This is a genomic window from Paraburkholderia sp. NPDC080076, assembly GCF_050281145.1.
Lineage (GTDB): Bacteria > Pseudomonadota > Gammaproteobacteria > Burkholderiales > Burkholderiaceae > Paraburkholderia.
This window is the reverse complement of the sequence record NZ_JBNNWQ010000001.1, coordinates 1,158,402-1,175,681: the sequence shown is the minus strand read 5'-3', so window position 1 is coordinate 1,175,681 and position 17,280 is coordinate 1,158,402. Positions and strand designations below refer to the sequence as shown.

The 17,280-nt window shown below is 63.7% G+C and carries 15 protein-coding genes; 4 read left to right on the top strand and 11 right to left on the bottom strand.

The window, feature by feature from the left end; genetic code table 11:
- Nucleotides 1–174: 174 nt before the first annotated feature.
- Nucleotides 175–1,290: a patatin-like phospholipase family protein gene (locus ACQKRQ_RS05300; protein WP_427475518.1), complete on the top strand. Its 1,116-nt coding sequence runs from the start codon at nucleotides 175–177 to the stop codon at nucleotides 1,288–1,290.
- A gap of 184 nt (nucleotides 1,291–1,474) precedes the next feature.
- On the opposite strand, the gene ACQKRQ_RS05295 is transcribed toward ACQKRQ_RS05300, so the two are convergent.
- On the bottom strand, nucleotides 1,475–1,900 hold the full coding sequence (locus ACQKRQ_RS05295; protein ID WP_011492126.1) for an OsmC family protein: 426 nt from the start codon (nucleotides 1,898–1,900) through the stop codon (nucleotides 1,475–1,477).
- A gap of 349 nt (nucleotides 1,901–2,249) precedes the next feature.
- Between ACQKRQ_RS05295 and ACQKRQ_RS05290 the strand changes: the two genes are divergently transcribed.
- Nucleotides 2,250–2,558: a DUF4148 domain-containing protein gene (locus ACQKRQ_RS05290; protein WP_427475516.1), complete on the top strand. Its 309-nt coding sequence runs from the start codon at nucleotides 2,250–2,252 to the stop codon at nucleotides 2,556–2,558.
- Between the two features lie 255 nt (nucleotides 2,559–2,813).
- Here ACQKRQ_RS05290 and ACQKRQ_RS05285 read toward each other — a convergent pair whose 3' ends face one another.
- The 6 genes from ACQKRQ_RS05285 to gltA all read right to left on the bottom strand — a co-directional run bounded on the left by ACQKRQ_RS05285 (nucleotide 2,814) and on the right by gltA (nucleotide 10,709).
- A complete protein-coding gene (locus ACQKRQ_RS05285; RefSeq protein WP_427476080.1) occupies nucleotides 2,814–3,368 on the bottom strand; it encodes a carboxymuconolactone decarboxylase family protein in 555 nt (184 codons plus the stop codon).
- 35 nt (nucleotides 3,369–3,403) lie between these two features.
- Nucleotides 3,404–4,735: an aspartate aminotransferase family protein gene (locus tag ACQKRQ_RS05280; protein WP_427475514.1), complete on the bottom strand. Its 1,332-nt coding sequence runs from the start codon at nucleotides 4,733–4,735 to the stop codon at nucleotides 3,404–3,406.
- Between the two features lie 31 nt (nucleotides 4,736–4,766).
- A complete protein-coding gene (locus tag ACQKRQ_RS05275) occupies nucleotides 4,767–5,828 on the bottom strand; it encodes a C45 family autoproteolytic acyltransferase/hydolase (protein ID WP_427475512.1) in 1,062 nt (353 codons plus the stop codon).
- A 129-nt stretch (nucleotides 5,829–5,957) separates the two neighbouring features.
- Complete coding sequence (locus tag ACQKRQ_RS05270; protein WP_012427335.1) at nucleotides 5,958–6,812, bottom strand: MurR/RpiR family transcriptional regulator; 855 nt, start codon at nucleotides 6,810–6,812, stop codon at nucleotides 5,958–5,960.
- Between the two features lie 98 nt (nucleotides 6,813–6,910).
- Entirely contained in the window at nucleotides 6,911–9,184 is a 2,274-nt protein-coding gene (locus ACQKRQ_RS05265) for an amylo-alpha-1,6-glucosidase (protein ID WP_132377427.1), read from the bottom strand.
- A 226-nt stretch (nucleotides 9,185–9,410) separates the two neighbouring features.
- Nucleotides 9,411–10,709, bottom strand: coding sequence for a citrate synthase (gene gltA, locus ACQKRQ_RS05260; RefSeq protein ID WP_132377428.1), 1,299 nt, complete (start codon nucleotides 10,707–10,709; stop codon nucleotides 9,411–9,413).
- 434 nt (nucleotides 10,710–11,143) lie between these two features.
- Between gltA and ACQKRQ_RS05255 the strand changes: the two genes are divergently transcribed.
- The gene (locus ACQKRQ_RS05255; RefSeq protein WP_132377429.1) at nucleotides 11,144–11,545 is read left to right on the top strand and encodes a hypothetical protein; all 402 of its coding nucleotides are present in this window, start codon (nucleotides 11,144–11,146) and stop codon (nucleotides 11,543–11,545) included.
- Between the two features lie 131 nt (nucleotides 11,546–11,676).
- On the opposite strand, the gene ACQKRQ_RS05250 is transcribed toward ACQKRQ_RS05255, so the two are convergent.
- The 3 genes from ACQKRQ_RS05250 to ACQKRQ_RS05240 form a co-directional block, all read right to left on the bottom strand.
- On the bottom strand, nucleotides 11,677–12,465 hold the full coding sequence (locus ACQKRQ_RS05250; RefSeq protein WP_427476078.1) for an alpha/beta fold hydrolase: 789 nt from the start codon (nucleotides 12,463–12,465) through the stop codon (nucleotides 11,677–11,679).
- Nucleotides 12,466–12,725: 260 nt separating this feature from the next.
- Nucleotides 12,726–13,778, bottom strand: coding sequence for a rod shape-determining protein (locus ACQKRQ_RS05245; RefSeq protein ID WP_427475509.1), 1,053 nt, complete (start codon nucleotides 13,776–13,778; stop codon nucleotides 12,726–12,728).
- Between the two features lie 192 nt (nucleotides 13,779–13,970).
- Nucleotides 13,971–14,630 (bottom strand): alpha/beta hydrolase, encoded by a 660-nt coding sequence (locus tag ACQKRQ_RS05240; RefSeq protein WP_408181753.1) that lies wholly within the window; start codon nucleotides 14,628–14,630, stop codon nucleotides 13,971–13,973.
- A 279-nt stretch (nucleotides 14,631–14,909) separates the two neighbouring features.
- Between ACQKRQ_RS05240 and ACQKRQ_RS05235 the strand changes: the two genes are divergently transcribed.
- Complete coding sequence (locus tag ACQKRQ_RS05235; RefSeq protein WP_132377432.1) at nucleotides 14,910–16,487, top strand: DHA2 family efflux MFS transporter permease subunit; 1,578 nt, start codon at nucleotides 14,910–14,912, stop codon at nucleotides 16,485–16,487.
- A gap of 22 nt (nucleotides 16,488–16,509) precedes the next feature.
- Here the strand turns inward: ACQKRQ_RS05235 and ACQKRQ_RS05230 are convergent, their stop codons facing one another.
- Nucleotides 16,510–17,262, bottom strand: coding sequence for an AraC family transcriptional regulator (locus tag ACQKRQ_RS05230; protein WP_427475507.1), 753 nt, complete (start codon nucleotides 17,260–17,262; stop codon nucleotides 16,510–16,512).
- Nucleotides 17,263–17,280 lie beyond the last annotated feature (18 nt).

Below are 17,280 nucleotides of genomic sequence, written 5' to 3'. Positions count from 1 at the left end.
TCAATAAAGCAAGACGAGTTTCCGTAGGGCGCGGCACGAAAGCACGAAGGCGCGGAGCGCCGGCGGCATAGCGGAAAATCGTGCAGTGCAGTACAACGGTTAAAACCGCGTCGGCACTTTCGTTTTCCCCTATGAGTTCGACGACTGCTGGGCGACCGCACAACGGAGGTCAGAATGGCAACGACAAAAGACATTCCCACGATCGGTCTTGCCCTCCAGGGCGGCGGCGCGCACGCGGCGTTCACGTGGGGTGTACTCGACCGGCTGCTGGACGAAGTCGAGCGCGGGACACTTTCGATTGTCGCGATCAGCGGCGCGAGCGGCGGAGCGCTCAACGCCGCGGCCTGCACATACGGCCTAAGCAGAAGTCCGACCGATGCCAAACGGTCGCTCGAACAACTCTGGACGCTGGTCGGCGCCAGTTCGAAGTGGCAGCCGTTCTTTAACTTCCCCAAGGATCTGCTGAAGTCTCCCGAGCGCTGGAATGTCGATCTCAATCCCGCGATACTCGCGCAAAGCATGCTCCAGCCGTTTGCCTCTCCGTATGCGATGCCATGGCTGACCAATTCCCTTGGCTCGATCATGGAAACCGTGATTCCGGACTTCGGGGTCGTCAATGACCCGAAGGGCGCCGTGCCCAGGCTCTACGTGGCGGCGACCAACGTCAACCTGACCGCATTGCGCATCTTCGAACCCGGCGAAATTTCGGCGAAGGCGCTGATGGCCTCCGCATGCTTTCCCACGCTCTTCGAGGCGGTGCAAATAGGCGGCGAATTCTATTGGGACGGCGGGTACATGGCCAATCCGGCGCTCGCGCCGCTCGTCGAGTGGGTCGACGACATTCTGAGCGTTCTCATCGATCCGCTCTGTACGAAACATGGCCCGCCTGAGCGCCCCAGCGAGATCAACAACCGGATCAACGAAGTCAGCTTCGGCGCGTCGTGGGTCACGGAAGTCCGTCAGATCCAGTTGATCAACGAACTCGCCGCTGAAAACCCCGGCCTCGTTCACCGCGGAAAGGCCTACACGTCCAAGCGCTTTCACGTGATTCGCGCCGACCGCTTCATGGACGAGATCGGCGCGGCATCGAAGAACACGCCCTCCATCGAATTCTTCCGAGCCTTGCGACACGCGGGCCATGCCACGGCGGACACATGGGTACGCGATTGTCTGCCGAGCGTCGGCAAGACTTCCACTTTCGACCTCGACAAGCTCGTGAGAAGCCGGGTCAAAGGGACGCCCGCTGCAATTCATACCGTTCAGCAGGCCGAGGGGAAAACGCTTAGATGAGCCTTGTCTGACCGGGCCGAATCGAGTGGCCTCGTCTTCGCGCCAAGCCGGTTTCATCGCGCTGCAAGAAGGCGCAGTTGTAGCGGCATCGGCATCTCTAACCAAGGCGAGTACACAAAAACCGGCGCCGGGCTTGACCCGTGCGCCGGTTTAATCGCTGCCAGATCACCAGCAAAAACTCGACTCAGGTTTCGAGCTTCGCGTCCATCGTGATCGTGGCGTTCAGCACTTTCGACACCGGACAACCGGCCTTGGCGTCGGCGGTCGCCTTCTCGAAGGCGGCTTTGTCGCCGCCGGGGATTTTCACGGCCACGTCGAGATGCACCGCGGTGATCGCGAAACCGCCGCCGTCCTTATCGAGCGTGACGGTGGCCGTCGTGCCGATGCGCTCGGGCGTGATGCCGGCCTTGCCCAGTTCCGCCGACAGCGCCATCGAGAAACATCCCGCATGCGCAGCCGCAATCAGCTCTTCCGGGTTCGTGCCGATGCCGTCCGCGAAGCGTGTCGAAAACGAGTATTGGGTCTCCTTGAGGACGCCGCTGTCGGTGGAAATCGAGCCCTTGCCGTCTTGCAGGCCGCCTTGCCAGACTGCTGATGCCTTGCGCTTCATCGCTCTCTCCTGTTTGTGCCTGCTTCGCGCGCAATACGACCGAATCTGATGCCCACCGCAACGGTCCAGCCCAGGATTTGCGGTTTCGGCATCGGTCGCGAGTGTCGCGCACCACTGCGGGCGCGGGCGTGGACCGAACTTCATCATAGGCGCTTCCGTGTGCCAGCGTCGTGACGACGCCGGCAATCGATCAAAAGAGAAGCCATCCCAGCAATTATCTCGATAACAGTAATAATCTTTCCTCCGAAAGCCGCTTTTTCACTGACCTCGTAGGAAATAGACTGGTTTCAACGGATCGGCACCGCAGCATTGAACCGATCACATCAACAATCGAATCCAGGAGGTCATCATGAAATCGCTTTTTTCCGCAGTCGTTATTGCATCCGCGCTTATCGTCCCGGCTGTTTCGTTCGCCCAGCAGGCCAATGGTCCGGTGACCCGCGCACAAGTGCGCGCTGAGCTGGTTGCCGCGCAAAAAGCGGGCCTTCTGAATCAGAACGACACCGACTATCCGAAGGCCGTGCCGCAAAACGCTACGACAGTGGCCGCCGAGGCGCAGGGCTCGCAGGACGTCGGCGGCGTGAAGGCAGCTTCGTCGGATGCCGGCGCGCGGGACTCCGTGCAGCAACGCCTGTTCTCGACGTATCGCGGTCAGTAAGCCGGTAAACCGCGGTTGGCGGTGTCGCAGCAAAAAAGAAAAAGCGCCCCATTGCGAAGTTCGCAACGGGGCGCTTTGCTTTGTATTGCGTGGCGGAAAGTTGGGCGAATGCGTTGTAAAGGAGGCGGCGTTCGATGCCGAAGCTGGCCGCGCATCAAGACTGATTACGCCATTGCGGGCCGCGCCCCAGTCCGCTCCCGCACCGCCCGCCCACGCAATCGCCAATCGCACAGCTGCGCCGCCATGCCGCCCGCACTACTCAGCGAACGGCAAGCTCTCCTGCCCCACCGCGCGCATGCCGAACACGTTCAGCGTCATTGCCACCAATGCGTAATAGCCGAGCAGGCCCACCAGATTGATCACCACCTGATGCCCGAAGCGTTCGACCGCCTTCGCATAGATTGCGTCCGAAACGCGCTTCGTGTCGTACAGCTCGCTCGCGAAGTCGTGAATCAACGCGTCGTCGGCGTCCGCGAAATCCGGGCGCTCTCCCTGGCGAATCGTTTCGGCATCCGCTTCGGACACGCCGGCTTGCAGCGCGATCGGATAGTGGATGTACCACTCCGCCTGCGCCTGCCAGCGCGCCGCGGTCACCAGGATCGCCAGCTCCGACAGGCGCAGCGGCAAACCCGTCCGATAGCGGCAGAACGCGCCCAGGCGCTGCGCCTGCTGAGCCAGTTCCGGGCTATGAATCCAGCCAAGGAACGGCCCGTTCAGATTGCCGCGCGGGCCGGACAGAATTTCGTCGAGCACCGTTCTCTGTTCGTGCGTGGCGTCGGACAGGTCGAAGTGGGGCAAACGCTCGGTCATCATCGTTCTCGCAAGTCGTGGTGGTGTCGTAGGTCTCAGATGGCGGACAACAGCGCGCCGCTGACCGCATCCGTGAACCGGCTGACGATTTCGTCGATGTCGCGCTCGGTGCAGATGAACGGCGGCGCCAGCAGCACATGATCGCCGATCTGGCCGTCGACCGTGCCGCCCATGGGATACACCATCAAACCACGCGCGAACGCCTCGCGCCGGATTGCCGCGTGCAGCTTGAGGCCGGCGTCGAACGGCGTTTTGCTGGCGCGGTCCTTGACCAGTTCGACGCCGACGAACAGCCCCCGTCCGCGCACGTCGCCGATATGCGGATGTTGCGCATAGTGCTCGCGCAACCGGCCACGCAACTGTTCGCCGCGCGCCAGCACGTTGGGCAACAGCTTGTCTTCCTCGATCACGCGTTGCACTTCGAGCGCCGCCGCGCAGGCGGTGGCGTGGCCGATGTAGGTATGGCCATGCTGAAAGAACCCCGAGCCGCCGACGATCGCCTGATAAATCCGCTCGCTCACGAGCGTCGCGCCGATCGGTTGATAGCCGGCGCCGAGCCCTTTGGCGATGGTCAGGATATCAGGCGCGACGCCGTCTTCCTCGCAGGCATACAGGTAGCCGGTGCGGCCCATGCCCGACATGATCTCGTCGAGAATCAGCAGGACGCCGTAGCGATCGCACACCGCGCGAATCTTGCGGAAGTACTCGCGCACCGGCGGCACGGCGCCGGCCGTCGCGCCGACCACGGTTTCCGCCACGAAGGCGGCGACCGTGTCCGCGCCGAGTTCCAGAATCTTCTGCTCCAGTTCGTCGGAGAGACGCTGCGCGAAGCCCTCTTCGGTTTCGTCGGCACGTTGCTCGCGGTACGCGTAACACGGACTCACGTGATGCGCTTCGATCAGGATCGGCAGGAACGGCTCGCGGCGCCACGCATTGCCGCCGATCGCCAGCGCGCCCAGCGTATTGCCGTGATAGCTCTGGCGACGCGCGATGAAATGGCGGCGCTGCGGCTCGCCCTTCTCCACGAAATACTGGCGCGCGAGTTTCAGCGCCGCCTCGATCGCCTCCGATCCGCCGGACACGAAGTACACATGTTCGAGCCCTTGCGGCGCGCTCGCCACCAGGCGGTCGGCAAGTTCTTCGGCGGGCGCGGTGGTGAAGAACGACGTGTGCGCGTACGGCAACTGCTGCGACTGCCGTTTGATCGCGTCGATCACGCGCTGGTTGCTATGGCCGAGACACGAGACGGCGGCGCCGCCGGACGCGTCGATATAGCGCTTGCCGGTGGAATCGATGATCTCGATGCCGTCGCCCGCGACGGCGACCGGCAGCGACTGTTTCGGCGAGCGATGAAATACGGTGGTCATGGTGTTCGGTTCCTGTGGTTTCGGCAAGCGCTTAGGCGCCGGCTTGTTCAGATGCCGTGCGGGCGATGAAGGTGTCGAATGCGCACTGCCCTTGCCGGTAAACTTTCATCGACACACCGGCAATGCCGATGTCGAAGAGCGCGGTGGCGAGCGTGTTTTCGTCGTCCGGATCGAGCGGATCGTCGCGGTAGATCGGCAAGCCCGAGGGCGCGCGATCGTGTAAGACGTCGAGCAAGGCGGCGGGTTGCAACGGGTGGGCGATCGCGGGCAACAAGGCCTCCACGCGCAATTGACGGTCTCGCGAGGAATCCGTGACGATTTGCGCTTCGGCTTCGCAGCCGCGATGAATCATGTGGTTCGCGTGGCCGTAGAGATGCGGCACGGTTTGCACGGAGCATCGCTGCGCGCTTGCTTCGACGCTGAAGATGCGCGCGTCGCCCGCACAGCCGAGCGTGTGATGAAAGCCGCTCGCGGCCGGCGTGTCGCGCAGAATGTGCAACGCTTCGTCGAGCGAAGCCGCATCGAGTACGGCACGCGCGAGGATCATGCGCGGCACGCCGGCAACGGGCGTGCGAATGCGCAAATTGTTGATCGCCTGGACGACGCCGGCGCGGCTCGCGGCAAAGGTGTGCCCCGGCAGCGATCCGGGGTAATAGAAACTCACGAAGCCAGGCTTGCCGGCCGGCTGAACCTCGACCAGCGCGCAACGCTCGCGCAGAAACGGATCGCCGTCTTCGTTATGCGCGATGAAGCGCGTGTCGCCAACGACCGCCGCCAACGTGGTGCAACCGTCCGGCGCGTTGTGAATCAGTTCGCCGCGGCAGTTCCAGAGAAACACGTCTTCCGCCGGCCAGCCGAGGCCCGCCGCCATGCCGTCGAGTTCAGCGAGCAGCGCCGGGAAATGCGCCTGCGCCGCGTCGCGCAGTTCCCGCACGAACGGAGTGCCGCGCCAGCGCCGAACCGCCTGCCATGCGCCGCTCTGTTTCATGTAGTCGCCGAAAACCGGACGCGCGAACTCACCCAACTGGTAGCCGATGTCATACGGCCCGCCGCTCACCTGCAAAAGACTCAAACCCTGCTTCGACGCCACCATTCGCACCCATTCAACAATCGGTACGTATTTATACGTTAAAACAACATTTGTTGTCAAACGGCGCGACGCCGAACCAGATGGAGCGGAGCTGCGTCGCGCACGATCTGCGCTCGATCCAGACGGGAATGTTCAAGGCACGTACGCGCCTTTCGCGTGCAGCGACTGCTCGGCGATGGCGAGTTGTTCGACCGCATCCGCGCCTTCCAGCGCAAGCAGATGCGCGACCAGCGACTCGGCCAACGCCGTAGCCGCCACCAGCGACGGAAAGAACGACGGACTCTCGTGTGAAAAGATCAGCACCTTGTCGGCGTTCAAGGCGATCGGCGATACGGCGCTGTCGGTGATGGCAATCAGCTTGCTGCCCTTTTCGAGCGCGGCTTCAGCTACGCGCGCGGCTTCCACCGAGTACGGCGCGAAGCTGATCACGATGGTCGCGCTGTCGCGCTCGATCGTGCGCAACTGCATTTCCAGCGTGCCGGCTTCACCGTTGAGCAAGGACACCGAGGAACGGAACAGCCGGTAACCGTACACGAGGCCGAATGCGACCGCGTAACAGGAGCGGAAGCCGGCCACGTGCACATGCGGCGCGCGCCGCAACAGACGCGCGGCTTCCACGATTACACGGCCGTTATGCGCGGCGGTGACCTCGAGATTGTGTTGTTGAGCGACGAGTAGATCGTTCGCCAGTGCGTCTTTCGATTTGACGAGCGAACGCGCGCGGCTCGTAAGCGGCTCGGGCCGCGTGCGCACGCGCGCGACGAACAGGTTGCGCAATTCGTTCCAACCGGGGAAACCGAGTTGCTGCGACAGGCGCACCAGCGAAGCCGGTTGCACCTGCGCCCGTTCCGCCACTTTGCGCATGGACGAGACCGCAACCTCGTCGGGATGGTCGAGCAGGAAACCCGCTCCCATCTGAAACTGCGGACTCAGTTCGGAAAAGCGCGCCCGGATCAGGGCGGCGAGCTGGTCGAAACTGTCTGGCATGCGGATGTACCGGGCGAACGGTCGATAAGGATGACAACAAATGTTACCACCCGGCACCTCGCATCCAACAGCAGTTCCAGCGTGCTTTCGACGCTTGTTTAAAGAAGCGCGACCACTCGCACGTCGCCCTGCTCCGCCGAGGCGACGACCTTGTCGCCGATGCGGCGGAACGTGATCGACACCGAGGCGTCGCCCACCCGCAAATCGCCCACTTCGAGCCAGTCGATGCCTTCGGGCAGCATCGGCTGTTCGATCAGCACTTCGCGCCGCTCGGCGTCGATCGTGATGCCCAGACACGCTTCGAGCATCATGAACGGCGAACCCGCTGCCCATGCCTGCGGCAGACAGGCGACCGGATAGGCGGTAGGCGGCTCGCCGCGCCGCCGTGGGAAGCCGCAGAAGAGTTCGGGCAGGCGCATGTCGAAATTGACCGCTGCCTGAAACAGCGCTTGCAAGAGCCGCACGGCCGCCGCCTTGCCGCCGTAGCGCGACAGGCCGCGCGCGCAGAGCGCGTTGTCGTGCGGCCAGACCGAGCCGTTGTGATACGCCATGGGGTTGAAACGCGACTGGCTCGCGGCCAGCGTGCGCACGCCCCAACCGGTGTGGAACAGCGTGGATTCGAGCGCGCGCACCACCGATTCGCCGCGCTCGCGTGAAGGCAAACCGAAGGCCAGCAAGTGACCGGCGTTCGACGCCATCACGCGACACAATTCGCCGTGGCCGTCGAGCGCGATGCCGTAGAAGCCGGCCTCTTTCATCCAGTACTTTTCTTCGACGCACTGACGGATTTTCTTCGCCCGCTCGCTATATTGGGCCGCCGAGTCGTGCAAGCCGCGCAGCTTCGCGAAGTGGGCCATGGTGTCGAAGGCGGCGCTCGCATAGGCCTGTACTTCGACGAGCGCAATCGGGCCGTCCGGGAAGCGGCCGTCGGCGTGAAAGACGGAATCATGGCTGTCTTTCCAGCCTTGATTCGCCAGACCGCCGTCAGATTCGCGCTGATAGTCCAGCAGGCCAAAGCGATTCTTGTCGCACACGCCCGCGACCCACTGCGCCGCGCGCTCTAGCGCCGGCCACAATTCGTCGATCAACGCGAGGTCGGCCGTGCGCGCTGCATAGGCGCCCGCCAGCACGATGAACAACGGCGTGGTGTCGACACCGCCGTAATAGAGCGCGAACGGCACTTCGCCGGTGGCGGCCATTTCGCCTTTGCGCATCTCATGCATGATCTTGCCGGGCGCGGCGTCGCGAAACGGCGAGTTCTCACGCGCCTGATGTTCGGCGAGAAAGCGCAGCACGCCCGCGGCCAACTGCGGCTGCAGCCACAGCGTCTGCAGCGACGTGATAACGGCGTCGCGGCCGAACGGCGTGGAGAACCACGGAATGCCGGCGTACGGATACGGGCCGGTCACGAGGTCCGTGGTCAGCAGGCCAAGGTCGGCGAGCGAGCGGTCGATCCATGCATTGAAAAGCGGATTGCTGGAACGCACGCGCGCGGTGGCGCGGCGGCGCTCGCGCATCACGAGGTGAGCGTCGACGAGCGCGGCACGCACGGCAGCGCGGCCGACACGCGGGCGCTCCGCGTCGATCTGCGACAGGTGCGCTTCGCTCAACGCATGCGTGGGCTGCGAGACACCGGCGCTGGGTTTGTCCGACTGCGCGACGACCTGCACCGACACCGACAGATAGATCGACACGCAGGCCTGGGCCGGCAGCTTGACAGTGTAGTCGGCGCGGTTGGCGAAAAGTTTGTCCGGTTCCGGCGAGAAAGCAATCTGCACATTGCGCGCCACGTCATCGAGGCCCACATAGCCGAGCAGCACTTCCCGATTCTCGACGCGCGCCGGTTCGACACGGCCCTGCTTGTCGCGCTTCAGGCCGCGCACTTCGAACATGTCGCGGAAGTCGCTGGCGAACGAGATGGACAGCGGCACCACCGCGTCGCTCGTGCCGTAGTTGGTGAGTTCGATGGCTTCGTTGAGCACGGTGCCCGACAGCACCCGCACGCGCTCGACGTGGATCACGCCTTCGGGCGTGCTGTCGCCGCCGAGCGGTGGCAATGGACGGTTGGTCAGATGCGCGGTGAACGACGTGTTGTCGCTGCTGACGCTGCCCGATAACAGCGACGGCGCGCGTCCCCCGAAGGTGAGACGCAGTTGCGAGAGAACACGTGTGTCGTTGACGAACAGGCCGTCGTCGTGGCCGGTGATATCGCCGAGCGGATCGTTGACGATGAAGGTGTCGCCCGACTTCAGCACGTGCTGAGTGGCGCTGGCGACATTGAGGTTTTCTGTCGGGATGAATACGCCGTCCGGCTCGGGTTCGCGGTGATCGATTCCGCCCGAAAGGCCGCCGAGGGCTTCTGGCTGCTGCATCAGGGTCACTCCTATGGGTTCGCTGCTGCGTTCACGCTTTTGCGTTCGGTCTACATCCGGTTGCTACCTGAGTCGCTTCCGATTGTAGAGGGTCTGTCCGCGTCAGACGAACTTATCACAGAGGAGTTTCGGTTTTTTTTCAGTGGCACAGGACGTGCAGAGCGATGGCGCGGCGCTCCTCGTGAGAGCGCCGCGCGGGCGTCGGGCGGGTGGCCGCCGCGACGCTTTAGCGCTTCGCCAGCGGCGCGGCTTCGCGTTGCGATTCGCCGACGAAAAGCTGACGCGGACGACCGATCTTCTGTTCCGGATCGGCGATCATTTCGTTCCACTGCGCAATCCAGCCGACCGTGCGCGCCATCGCGAAGATACACGTGAACATGGCCGTCGGAATGCCCAGCGCGCGCTGCACGATACCCGAGTAGAAGTCGACGTTCGGGTACAGCTTGCGCGACACGAAGTAGTCATCTTCCAGCGCGATTTTTTCGAGCGCCATGGCGAGCTTGAACAGCGGGTCGTCGTGCAGGCCCAGCTCTTCCAGCACTTCGTGGCAGGTTTCGCGCATCAGCTTCGCACGCGGGTCGTAGTTCTTGTAGACGCGGTGGCCGAAGCCCATCAGCTTTACGCCGGAATCCTTGTCCTTCACCTTCGCGATGAACTCGGGGATGTTGTCGACCGAGCCGATTTCTTCCAGCATGTTCAGCGCCGCTTCATTCGCGCCGCCATGCGCCGGGCCCCACAGACACGCGATACCTGCTGCAATACACGCGAACGGATTCGCACCCGACGAACCGGCGAGACGCACGGTCGAGGTCGATGCATTCTGCTCGTGGTCCGCATGCAGGATCAGGATACGGTCCAGTGCCCGCACCAGCACGTCGTTGACCTTGTACTCTTCGGCCGGGTTCGCGAACATCATGCGCATGAAATTCGCGCTGTACGACAGGTCGTTCTTCGGAAAAACGAACGGCTGACCCACGGTGTACTTGTACGCCATGGCCACCAGCGTCGGCAGCTTCGCGATCATGCGGATCGCGGAGATTTCACGGTGCAGCGGATTATTGATGTCGAGCGAGTCGTGATAGAACGCCGACAGCGCGCCGACCGCGGCGACCAGAATCGCCATCGGATGCGCGTCGCGACGGAAGCCGCGGAAGAAGAAGTGCATCTGGTCGTGCACCATCGTATGCTGCGTAACGGTCTTGACGAACTCTTCCTTCTGCTTCGCATCCGGCAATTCGCCCTTCAGCAGCAGGTAGCAGGTTTCAAGGAAGTCGGCGTTCTGCGCCAGATTGTCGATCGGGTAACCGCGGTACAGCAGCTCGCCTTTGTCGCCGTCGATATAGGTAATTTCGGAGTTGCATGCCGCCGTGGACATGAAACCCGGGTCATACGTGAACTTGCCGGTCTGGCCATACAGCTTGCGGATATCGATCACATCCGGTCCGAGCGTGCCCTGATAAATCGGCAGATCAATGGTTTGGTCGCTGTCGGAAAAGCTCAGCGTTGCGTGTGTCTTCGAGTTCATCTACACGTTCCTTTTACTTTCACATCGCACACGTGCCGGCATGCTCGATCGTCAAAGGCGCTTTGGCATGCTCAGGCTCCGCTTGGCATTTTAAGGTCCAGCGGCCCTCGAATTGCGACGATTGACCGCAACAATGCATCTCGGCTGGCGCAACATTCGTTGCCGGCGTTTCCTCTTACAAGGCTTGACGTCGCCGGGAAACCCGCACCGGCGCGGCGCGAGCAAACCGGCTGCGCGGCGCCTGCACACACTGCCAGCTAAATGAAAGTTGAGCGCTTATTGCAACAATGTTTTGCGGCAGTCAGGCTGCGGAGGCGCGGGTGCATCTGCGATACTGCACTCGTGTTTTGCTTCCCCTGCGAACACATCGCTGTGTTTGGCCCGCCGTTCTACGGCGGGCCTTTTTAATCAGCCAAAAGAACAGGAACGACCACATGAACGCCTCTCTCGAAACGCTGTTTCCGGATCACGTCCACACCGACGAGAACATCGTCACCGCGCTGAATCACCAGGACATCGTCGTCGCGTTGTCGGCGGCGCTGAAGACGCAGGACGTGGCGGTGTTGCATATGCTCTACCCGCGCACCGACGCGCGCACGCATCGCAGCCTCGATACGCTCGTGAACGTGTTGCACGGTCACGGCCTGCATGAAGTCGCGGATCTGATCGCGCAGGAAGCGCACTATCTGCTGTTCAAAGATCCCGTGAAAGCGTGGAAAGCCTTCCACGAAATTCGCAACGACTCGCTCGCGATCGGCGTGCATCTGTACTACCACGGGCTTGTGGGCGAAGCGGCGGAACGCGCGCTCGATAAAGACGCGCATCGTAAGGCATGAGGTCGAGCGTTTGATGCGTCGCCGGGGTCGAGCCAGCCCGCGGATCATCGCCGCGAGCGCGAGCCACCCGGCACGGCGTCGTCGTGCATTGATTGCACGTTTATTACGGGTTCATTGCGCTCATTGGTCGTTCACTTGTCGCTCACTGAACGAATGAATTCGTCGACGTAGCGATTGAACGCCGACGGATGCGCGAGATTCATTCCGTGCGACGCGCCGCGCACCGTTTCGCGGCGCGCATCCGGCAGCCAGTTTTGCAGCGCGGCCACGGTACGGCGAAACATGTCGGGACTCTTTTCGCCGTCGATCAGCAGCACCGGGCAACTCACCTCGGCGGCCTCCTCGGGAACATAGGCGGGCAGCGGGTCGCGGAATTGACGCGCGAGCGTGTGCGCGTTGTCGGTCGCCATCCGGCGAAAACCCGGCGTGCTCATCGCCCAGAAACCGGGCCGGCTGACCGAGTCGACGAACAGTTGCAAGCCGGCCTCCACTTCCCCGCTTTCGATCAGTTGCGCCGCTTTCGCGCGCAACGCATTGACCGTCTCAGGCATTCGCGCGGGCGGGCGTCCGGCAATCTGCAACGGACCGCCCGGGTCGGCTAGCGTCAACGTCCGTACATGCTCAGGATGGCGCCGCGCGAAATGAAACGCCACACAACCGCCGCGCGAATGTCCGACCACGTGCGCCGGTCCCACGCCAAAACGTTCGATGAACTCCGCCACTTCGTCTGCGTGCGCGCTCCAGCTGAACGGCAGGCCGGACTCGGTATCGGCCGCCGGCCAGTAGTGCGTGAGACTCACCGCGATACAGCGGTAGTGCTTCGACAGGCCCGCGAGTTGCGGTTGCCAGTAGCGGTAGTCGCACAGCGAACCATGCACGAACAACAGCGGTTCGCCCTCACCGGCTTCCACGTAAGGCATGCGCAAACCGCTTCGCAGTTCGATGAAAGATGACGAAGCAGACGACGCGGTAACTGATTGAGTCACGAGTGGTTCACGGGCAGCGCGGCAATGCCCGAGTGCGGCGCTGTCGGCTCGAAATGGAATGGGGAGCGAAAGTGCGTCCCTGAGATTGGGACGCGAAGCGTATTGTCACACAGCCGGTCGAACAGCGTGGCAGCCCGGCCCAATGGCGGACGCGAGCCTCCCGAAGGCAGCAGCGCGGCAAGCCCTGCGCGCAATTATTCGTAAGCGAATTCGTCCAGCAGGCCGGCGGTGGCCGCCGTGCCCGCGCCGCGCACCGCGCAGGTCAGCGGTTCATCGGCGACGCGCACCTCGAGGCCGATCTCGTTCGTCAAGCGGCGGCTCAGGTTGCCGAGCAGCGCACCGCCGCCCGTCAGCACGATGCCGTTGTTGGCGATGTCGGTCGCCAGTTCGGCCGGTGCCTCTTCGAGCCCGCGTTTCACCGCGCCGATCATCTGACGCAGCGGCCCCTCGATCGCATCCGCGATATCGTGGTTGCTCAGTTGAACCGTGCGCGGCAAGCCGTCGTCGACGCTGCGGCCGGTCGCGTTCATATGCTCGCGCGGCACGTCGCGCACGGCCGAGCCGATGCTCTTCTTGACGTGCTCAGCGGTCTGTTCGCCGAGCAGCACGCCGTACAGATTGCGCACGTAGCTCACGATCGCCATGTCGAAGCTGTCGCCGCCCACGCGGATCGAGCCGCTATACGCCATGCCGCCGAGCGCGATCACGCCGACCTCGGTCGTGCCGCCGCCGATATCGACCACCATCGAACCGGTTGCCTCGGACACCGGCAAGCCCGCGCCGACTGCCGACGCGAGCGATTCGCCGATCAGGCTCACCTTCCATGCGCCGGCCGCCACGGCCGCCTCCTTGATCGCCCGACGCTCGACTTGGGTCGCGCCGGCCGGCACGCACAAGGTGAACGCGGCGCGGCGGCTGAATAGCGGCCGCAGGCGCGCCATGTCGACGAATTGCCGGATCATGTGCTCGGCGGCGGAGAAGTTGGCGATCACGCCGTGGCGCATCGGCCGCACGGTTTCGAGGTTGCACGGCGCGCGGCCCAGAAGCTGGCGCGCCTGGGTGCCTACGGCGGCGACGCGTTTCGGCCGGTCGGCGGCCTCTTTCTGGAAACACACGACGGACGGCTGGTTCAGCACGATACCGCCGTCGTCGGTATAGATCAGGGTGTTGGCCGTGCCGAGGTCCACCGTCACGGAATGACGGAACAAGCGATCGAACAGCGGGTAATGCGGCGTCGGTCTGGCCATAAGAAGGCTCTGATGTGTCGTTATCCGCCCGTACCGGGCAGTCTGGAAAATGCGCCCCCGGTCACCCGAGCCGCATGGGCCGCCCTGTTGGGGCGTTCCGCGGTCCGCGCGGCGGGGGTGATTCTCATGCTATGAGCAGTTAACGGCAAGCAGATCAGAAAACTTAAGGGCCGCTTTTCAGGCACGACCGTGTCAGTCGCGCGACAAAGCGCCCAGCGCGTGTTCCAGCGCTTCCTGGCCGAGCGCGACGCCGTCGGCGTTAATCGTGTGACCAATGCCTGGAAGCGCATAGGCGTCGACGGTATAGCCGGCGTTGCTGAACGCGTCGGCGGCGTATTCGAGTTCCTGCACCGGGATCACTTCGTCGTCTTCGCCGTGGATCAGCGTGAGCGCCGTGCCGTTCTGCGCGACGATCACGGAGGCGAGCCGCCCCGAATACGCGACCACGCCGGCCGCGCCTTCCGCGCTGGTCGCCACATGGTGCATCGCCATGATCGAGCCTTGCGAGAAACCAATCAGCGCAAGGCGCCCGAAAGATACCTGCCAGTGCGCAAGCTCGGCTTCGAGCATGCGCCGCAACGCCGGATAGGCCGCGGCGACACGGGCCTCGCGATTGCCTTCGTTGACGTCGCGCAGGCTGAACCACTGACGTCCGCCGAAGCCGCCGTCGAAGGCGTCGGTGCCGTCGAGCGAAGTGAAGGCCACATCGGGCAGGCTCTCGCTCCAGATGTCCGCAAGCGGCATCAGGTCGCGCGCATTGCTGCCGACGCCGTGCATCAGCACCACCAAGCCTTTGGCAGGCGCGGTCGCCGGCGCGCGTCGCCAGCCGTGTTCGAATTGCTCCCAGGCCATATTCGTTCCTTCTATTTGTTGATTCGTGGATGGTCGTTCCGCACGCGCTGTGCCAGGCGTGACGAGGGATCGCGCCGTGCGGCCGTGTGCAGCCTCAGCCGCGAGCATACGCTGCCGGATTTGTTTTCGCCGCCGCCTTTGCGCGCGCCGATGACGTCCAAACGTGAATACAGGTATGCTTTTGCGAGCATTCAGCGGACCTGCGGCCCGACGCATCGCGCGGGCACGAAATACAACTTCCCCGCAGCATGTCCGCGGCACACCGATCCGGAGAACCGTTTGAGCCAGTCCACTTCCGCGCCTGCCTCGGCGCCGCCTGCACCACCGCCGCCGCTGAAGGGCGGCCAACTGGTGCTGGCCACGATCGCCGTCGCGCTCGCCACCTTCATGAACGTGCTCGACACGTCGATCGCGAACGTTGCGATCCCAACCATTTCGGGCAATCTCGGCGTCTCGGTCGATGAAGGCACGTGGGTCATCACCGTGTTCGCCGCGGCCAATGCCGTGTCGATTCCGCTCACCGGCTGGCTCACGCAACGCATCGGCCAGGTGAAGCTGTTCGTCGGCGCGATCCTGATGTTCGTGCTGGCGTCGTGGTTGTGCGGCATTGCGCCGACGCTGCCGATCCTGCTGCTCGCGCGGATCTTCCAGGGCGCCGTGGCCGGCCCGCTGATCCCGCTGTCGCAAGCCATTCTGCTCGGCTCGTATCCGAAGGAGAAATCCTCGACCGCGCTCGCCCTATGGGCAATGACCGCGACCGTCGGCCCGATTGCGGGCCCGGCGCTCGGCGGCTGGATCACGGATAGTTATAGCTGGTCGTGGATCTTCTACATCAACATTCCGGTCGGAATTTTCGCGGCCGGCGTCACGTGGATGATCTACCGCACCCGCGAGTCGCCGACCCGCAAGCCGCCCATCGACGTGGTCGGGCTGGGCCTCCTGATCACGTGGGTCGCCTCGCTGCAGATCATGCTCGACAAGGGCAAGGACCTCGACTGGTTTTCGTCGCCGGTGATCGTGATTCTCGGCATTACCGCGCTCGTCAGTTTCGCGTTCTTCCTCGTGTGGGAATTGACCGAGGAAAATCCGATCGTCGATTTGCGGCTTTTTCAGCAGCGCAACTTTCTCGGCGGCACGATTGCGATTTCGGTCGCGTACGGCGTGTTCTTCGGCAACCTCGTGCTGCTGCCGCAATGGATGCAGGAGTATCTGAACTACCGTTCCGTCGATGCCGGTCTCGTGACCGCGCCGCTCGGCGTGTTCGCGGTGCTGCTCGCGCCGGTGATGGGCCGCGTGCTGCCGCGCTCGGATGCGCGTGTGATCGCCACGCTGGCGTTCATCGGCTTTGCGATCGTGTTTTATATGCGCTCGAAGTACGTGATCGAGATCGACACCTGGCATCTGGTGATACCCACGCTGCTGCAAGGCATTCCGATGGCGTTGTTCTTCGTGCCGCTGACTTCGATCATCCTGTCCGGCCAGCCGCCGAGCAAGATTCCAGCAGCGGCGGGTCTGTCGAATTTCGCTCGCGTATTTTGCGGCGCGGTGGGCACGTCGATCGCCGGCAACGAATGGAACAACCGCACGGTGCTGCATCACGAACGGCTTACCGAGCAGGCCTCCATCAACAACCCGGTGTTCAATCAGCAGATCGATTCGACCCAGTCGCTGCTGCATCTGAATCCGCAATCCGCCCATGCGTTGTTCGATTTCACCGTGAACACGCAGGCGGCGATGATGGGCCTGAACGATATCTTTTTCGTCTCCGCGGTCATCTTTATTCTGATCATTCCACTGATCTGGATTACGCGGCCGAGCAAGGGCGGTGGCGGCCCGGATGCGGCGGGCGCGCATTGAGGGCGATGCCGATGGCCGTGCGTCAGCGGAAATAACGTGCGGGCGTGTCGCCGAACGCGTCCCGGAACACGGCGATAAACGACGACACGTCGCTGTAGCCCACCTCGAGCGCCACCTGCGTGACGCTCGCGTCCGCGCCAAGGTGTTCCAGCGCGACCAGCAGGCGAAGCTGCTGGCGCCACTGCCCGAACGTTTGCCCCGTTTCCTTGACGAACAGGCGCGCCGCCGTGCGGGCCGTCACGCCGGCGGCCGCGGCCAGTTCTTCGAGTACCGCGGCGTCGGCCGGGTTAGCGCTCAACGCGTCGGCGATCCGTTCGGCACGCGGATCGCGCGGCCAGTTCAACCCCAACGGCGCAGTGCGCAGAGTCGGTAGACGGTCCAGCAGCACTTGCACGAGACGCGCGGCGGGTTCGTCGAACGGTTGGTCGCGCGGCAGATCAGCCGCGGCGGTCAGCAACGCTGCCACCAATGGGTCGGGCACGACGGCGCAGCTGTGCGGCGGGAGCGGCGCGGCGTCCATGCCGACATAGAGCGCATGAAACTCGACAGGACCGGCGGCGGACAAGCGGTGCAGCAGACCCGCGGGCATCCAGACCGCATGGCCTGGCGGCACGACCCAGCGCTCGGTCTCGGTGCGCACGATCAGCACCCCGGCGCTCACGTGGATCAGCCGCGCGCGACGATAGGCGCCCAACGGTTCGTCCAGCGTCTCGTACCGCTCCCCGATCACGAAGACCGGTTGCTCGACGCCGTCTGGATCAAAAGTCTCCATCATGGAGTCCGTTTTGCCCGA

What these genes read in the sequence shown, in the direction of transcription:
- ACQKRQ_RS05300 (WP_427475518.1), top strand. Translation starts at nt 175, where the DNA reads ATGGCAACGACAAAAGACATTCCCACGATCGGTCTTGCCCTCCAGGGC.
- ACQKRQ_RS05295 (WP_011492126.1), bottom strand. Translation starts at nt 1,900, where the DNA reads ATGAAGCGCAAGGCATCAGCAGTCTGGCAAGGCGGCCTGCAAGACGGC.
- ACQKRQ_RS05290 (WP_427475516.1), top strand. Translation starts at nt 2,250, where the DNA reads ATGAAATCGCTTTTTTCCGCAGTCGTTATTGCATCCGCGCTTATCGTC.
- ACQKRQ_RS05285 (WP_427476080.1), bottom strand. Translation starts at nt 3,368, where the DNA reads ATGACCGAGCGTTTGCCCCACTTCGACCTGTCCGACGCCACGCACGAA.
- ACQKRQ_RS05280 (WP_427475514.1), bottom strand. Translation starts at nt 4,735, where the DNA reads ATGACCACCGTATTTCATCGCTCGCCGAAACAGTCGCTGCCGGTCGCC.
- ACQKRQ_RS05275 (WP_427475512.1), bottom strand. Translation starts at nt 5,828, where the DNA reads ATGGTGGCGTCGAAGCAGGGTTTGAGTCTTTTGCAGGTGAGCGGCGGG.
- ACQKRQ_RS05270 (WP_012427335.1), bottom strand. Translation starts at nt 6,812, where the DNA reads ATGCCAGACAGTTTCGACCAGCTCGCCGCCCTGATCCGGGCGCGCTTT.
- ACQKRQ_RS05265 (WP_132377427.1), bottom strand. Translation starts at nt 9,184, where the DNA reads ATGCAGCAGCCAGAAGCCCTCGGCGGCCTTTCGGGCGGAATCGATCAC.
- gltA (WP_132377428.1), bottom strand. Translation starts at nt 10,709, where the DNA reads ATGAACTCGAAGACACACGCAACGCTGAGCTTTTCCGACAGCGACCAA.
- ACQKRQ_RS05255 (WP_132377429.1), top strand. Translation starts at nt 11,144, where the DNA reads ATGAACGCCTCTCTCGAAACGCTGTTTCCGGATCACGTCCACACCGAC.
- ACQKRQ_RS05250 (WP_427476078.1), bottom strand. Translation starts at nt 12,465, where the DNA reads ATGCCTTACGTGGAAGCCGGTGAGGGCGAACCGCTGTTGTTCGTGCAT.
- ACQKRQ_RS05245 (WP_427475509.1), bottom strand. Translation starts at nt 13,778, where the DNA reads ATGGCCAGACCGACGCCGCATTACCCGCTGTTCGATCGCTTGTTCCGT.
- ACQKRQ_RS05240 (WP_408181753.1), bottom strand. Translation starts at nt 14,630, where the DNA reads ATGGCCTGGGAGCAATTCGAACACGGCTGGCGACGCGCGCCGGCGACC.
- ACQKRQ_RS05230 (WP_427475507.1), bottom strand. Translation starts at nt 17,262, where the DNA reads ATGATGGAGACTTTTGATCCAGACGGCGTCGAGCAACCGGTCTTCGTG.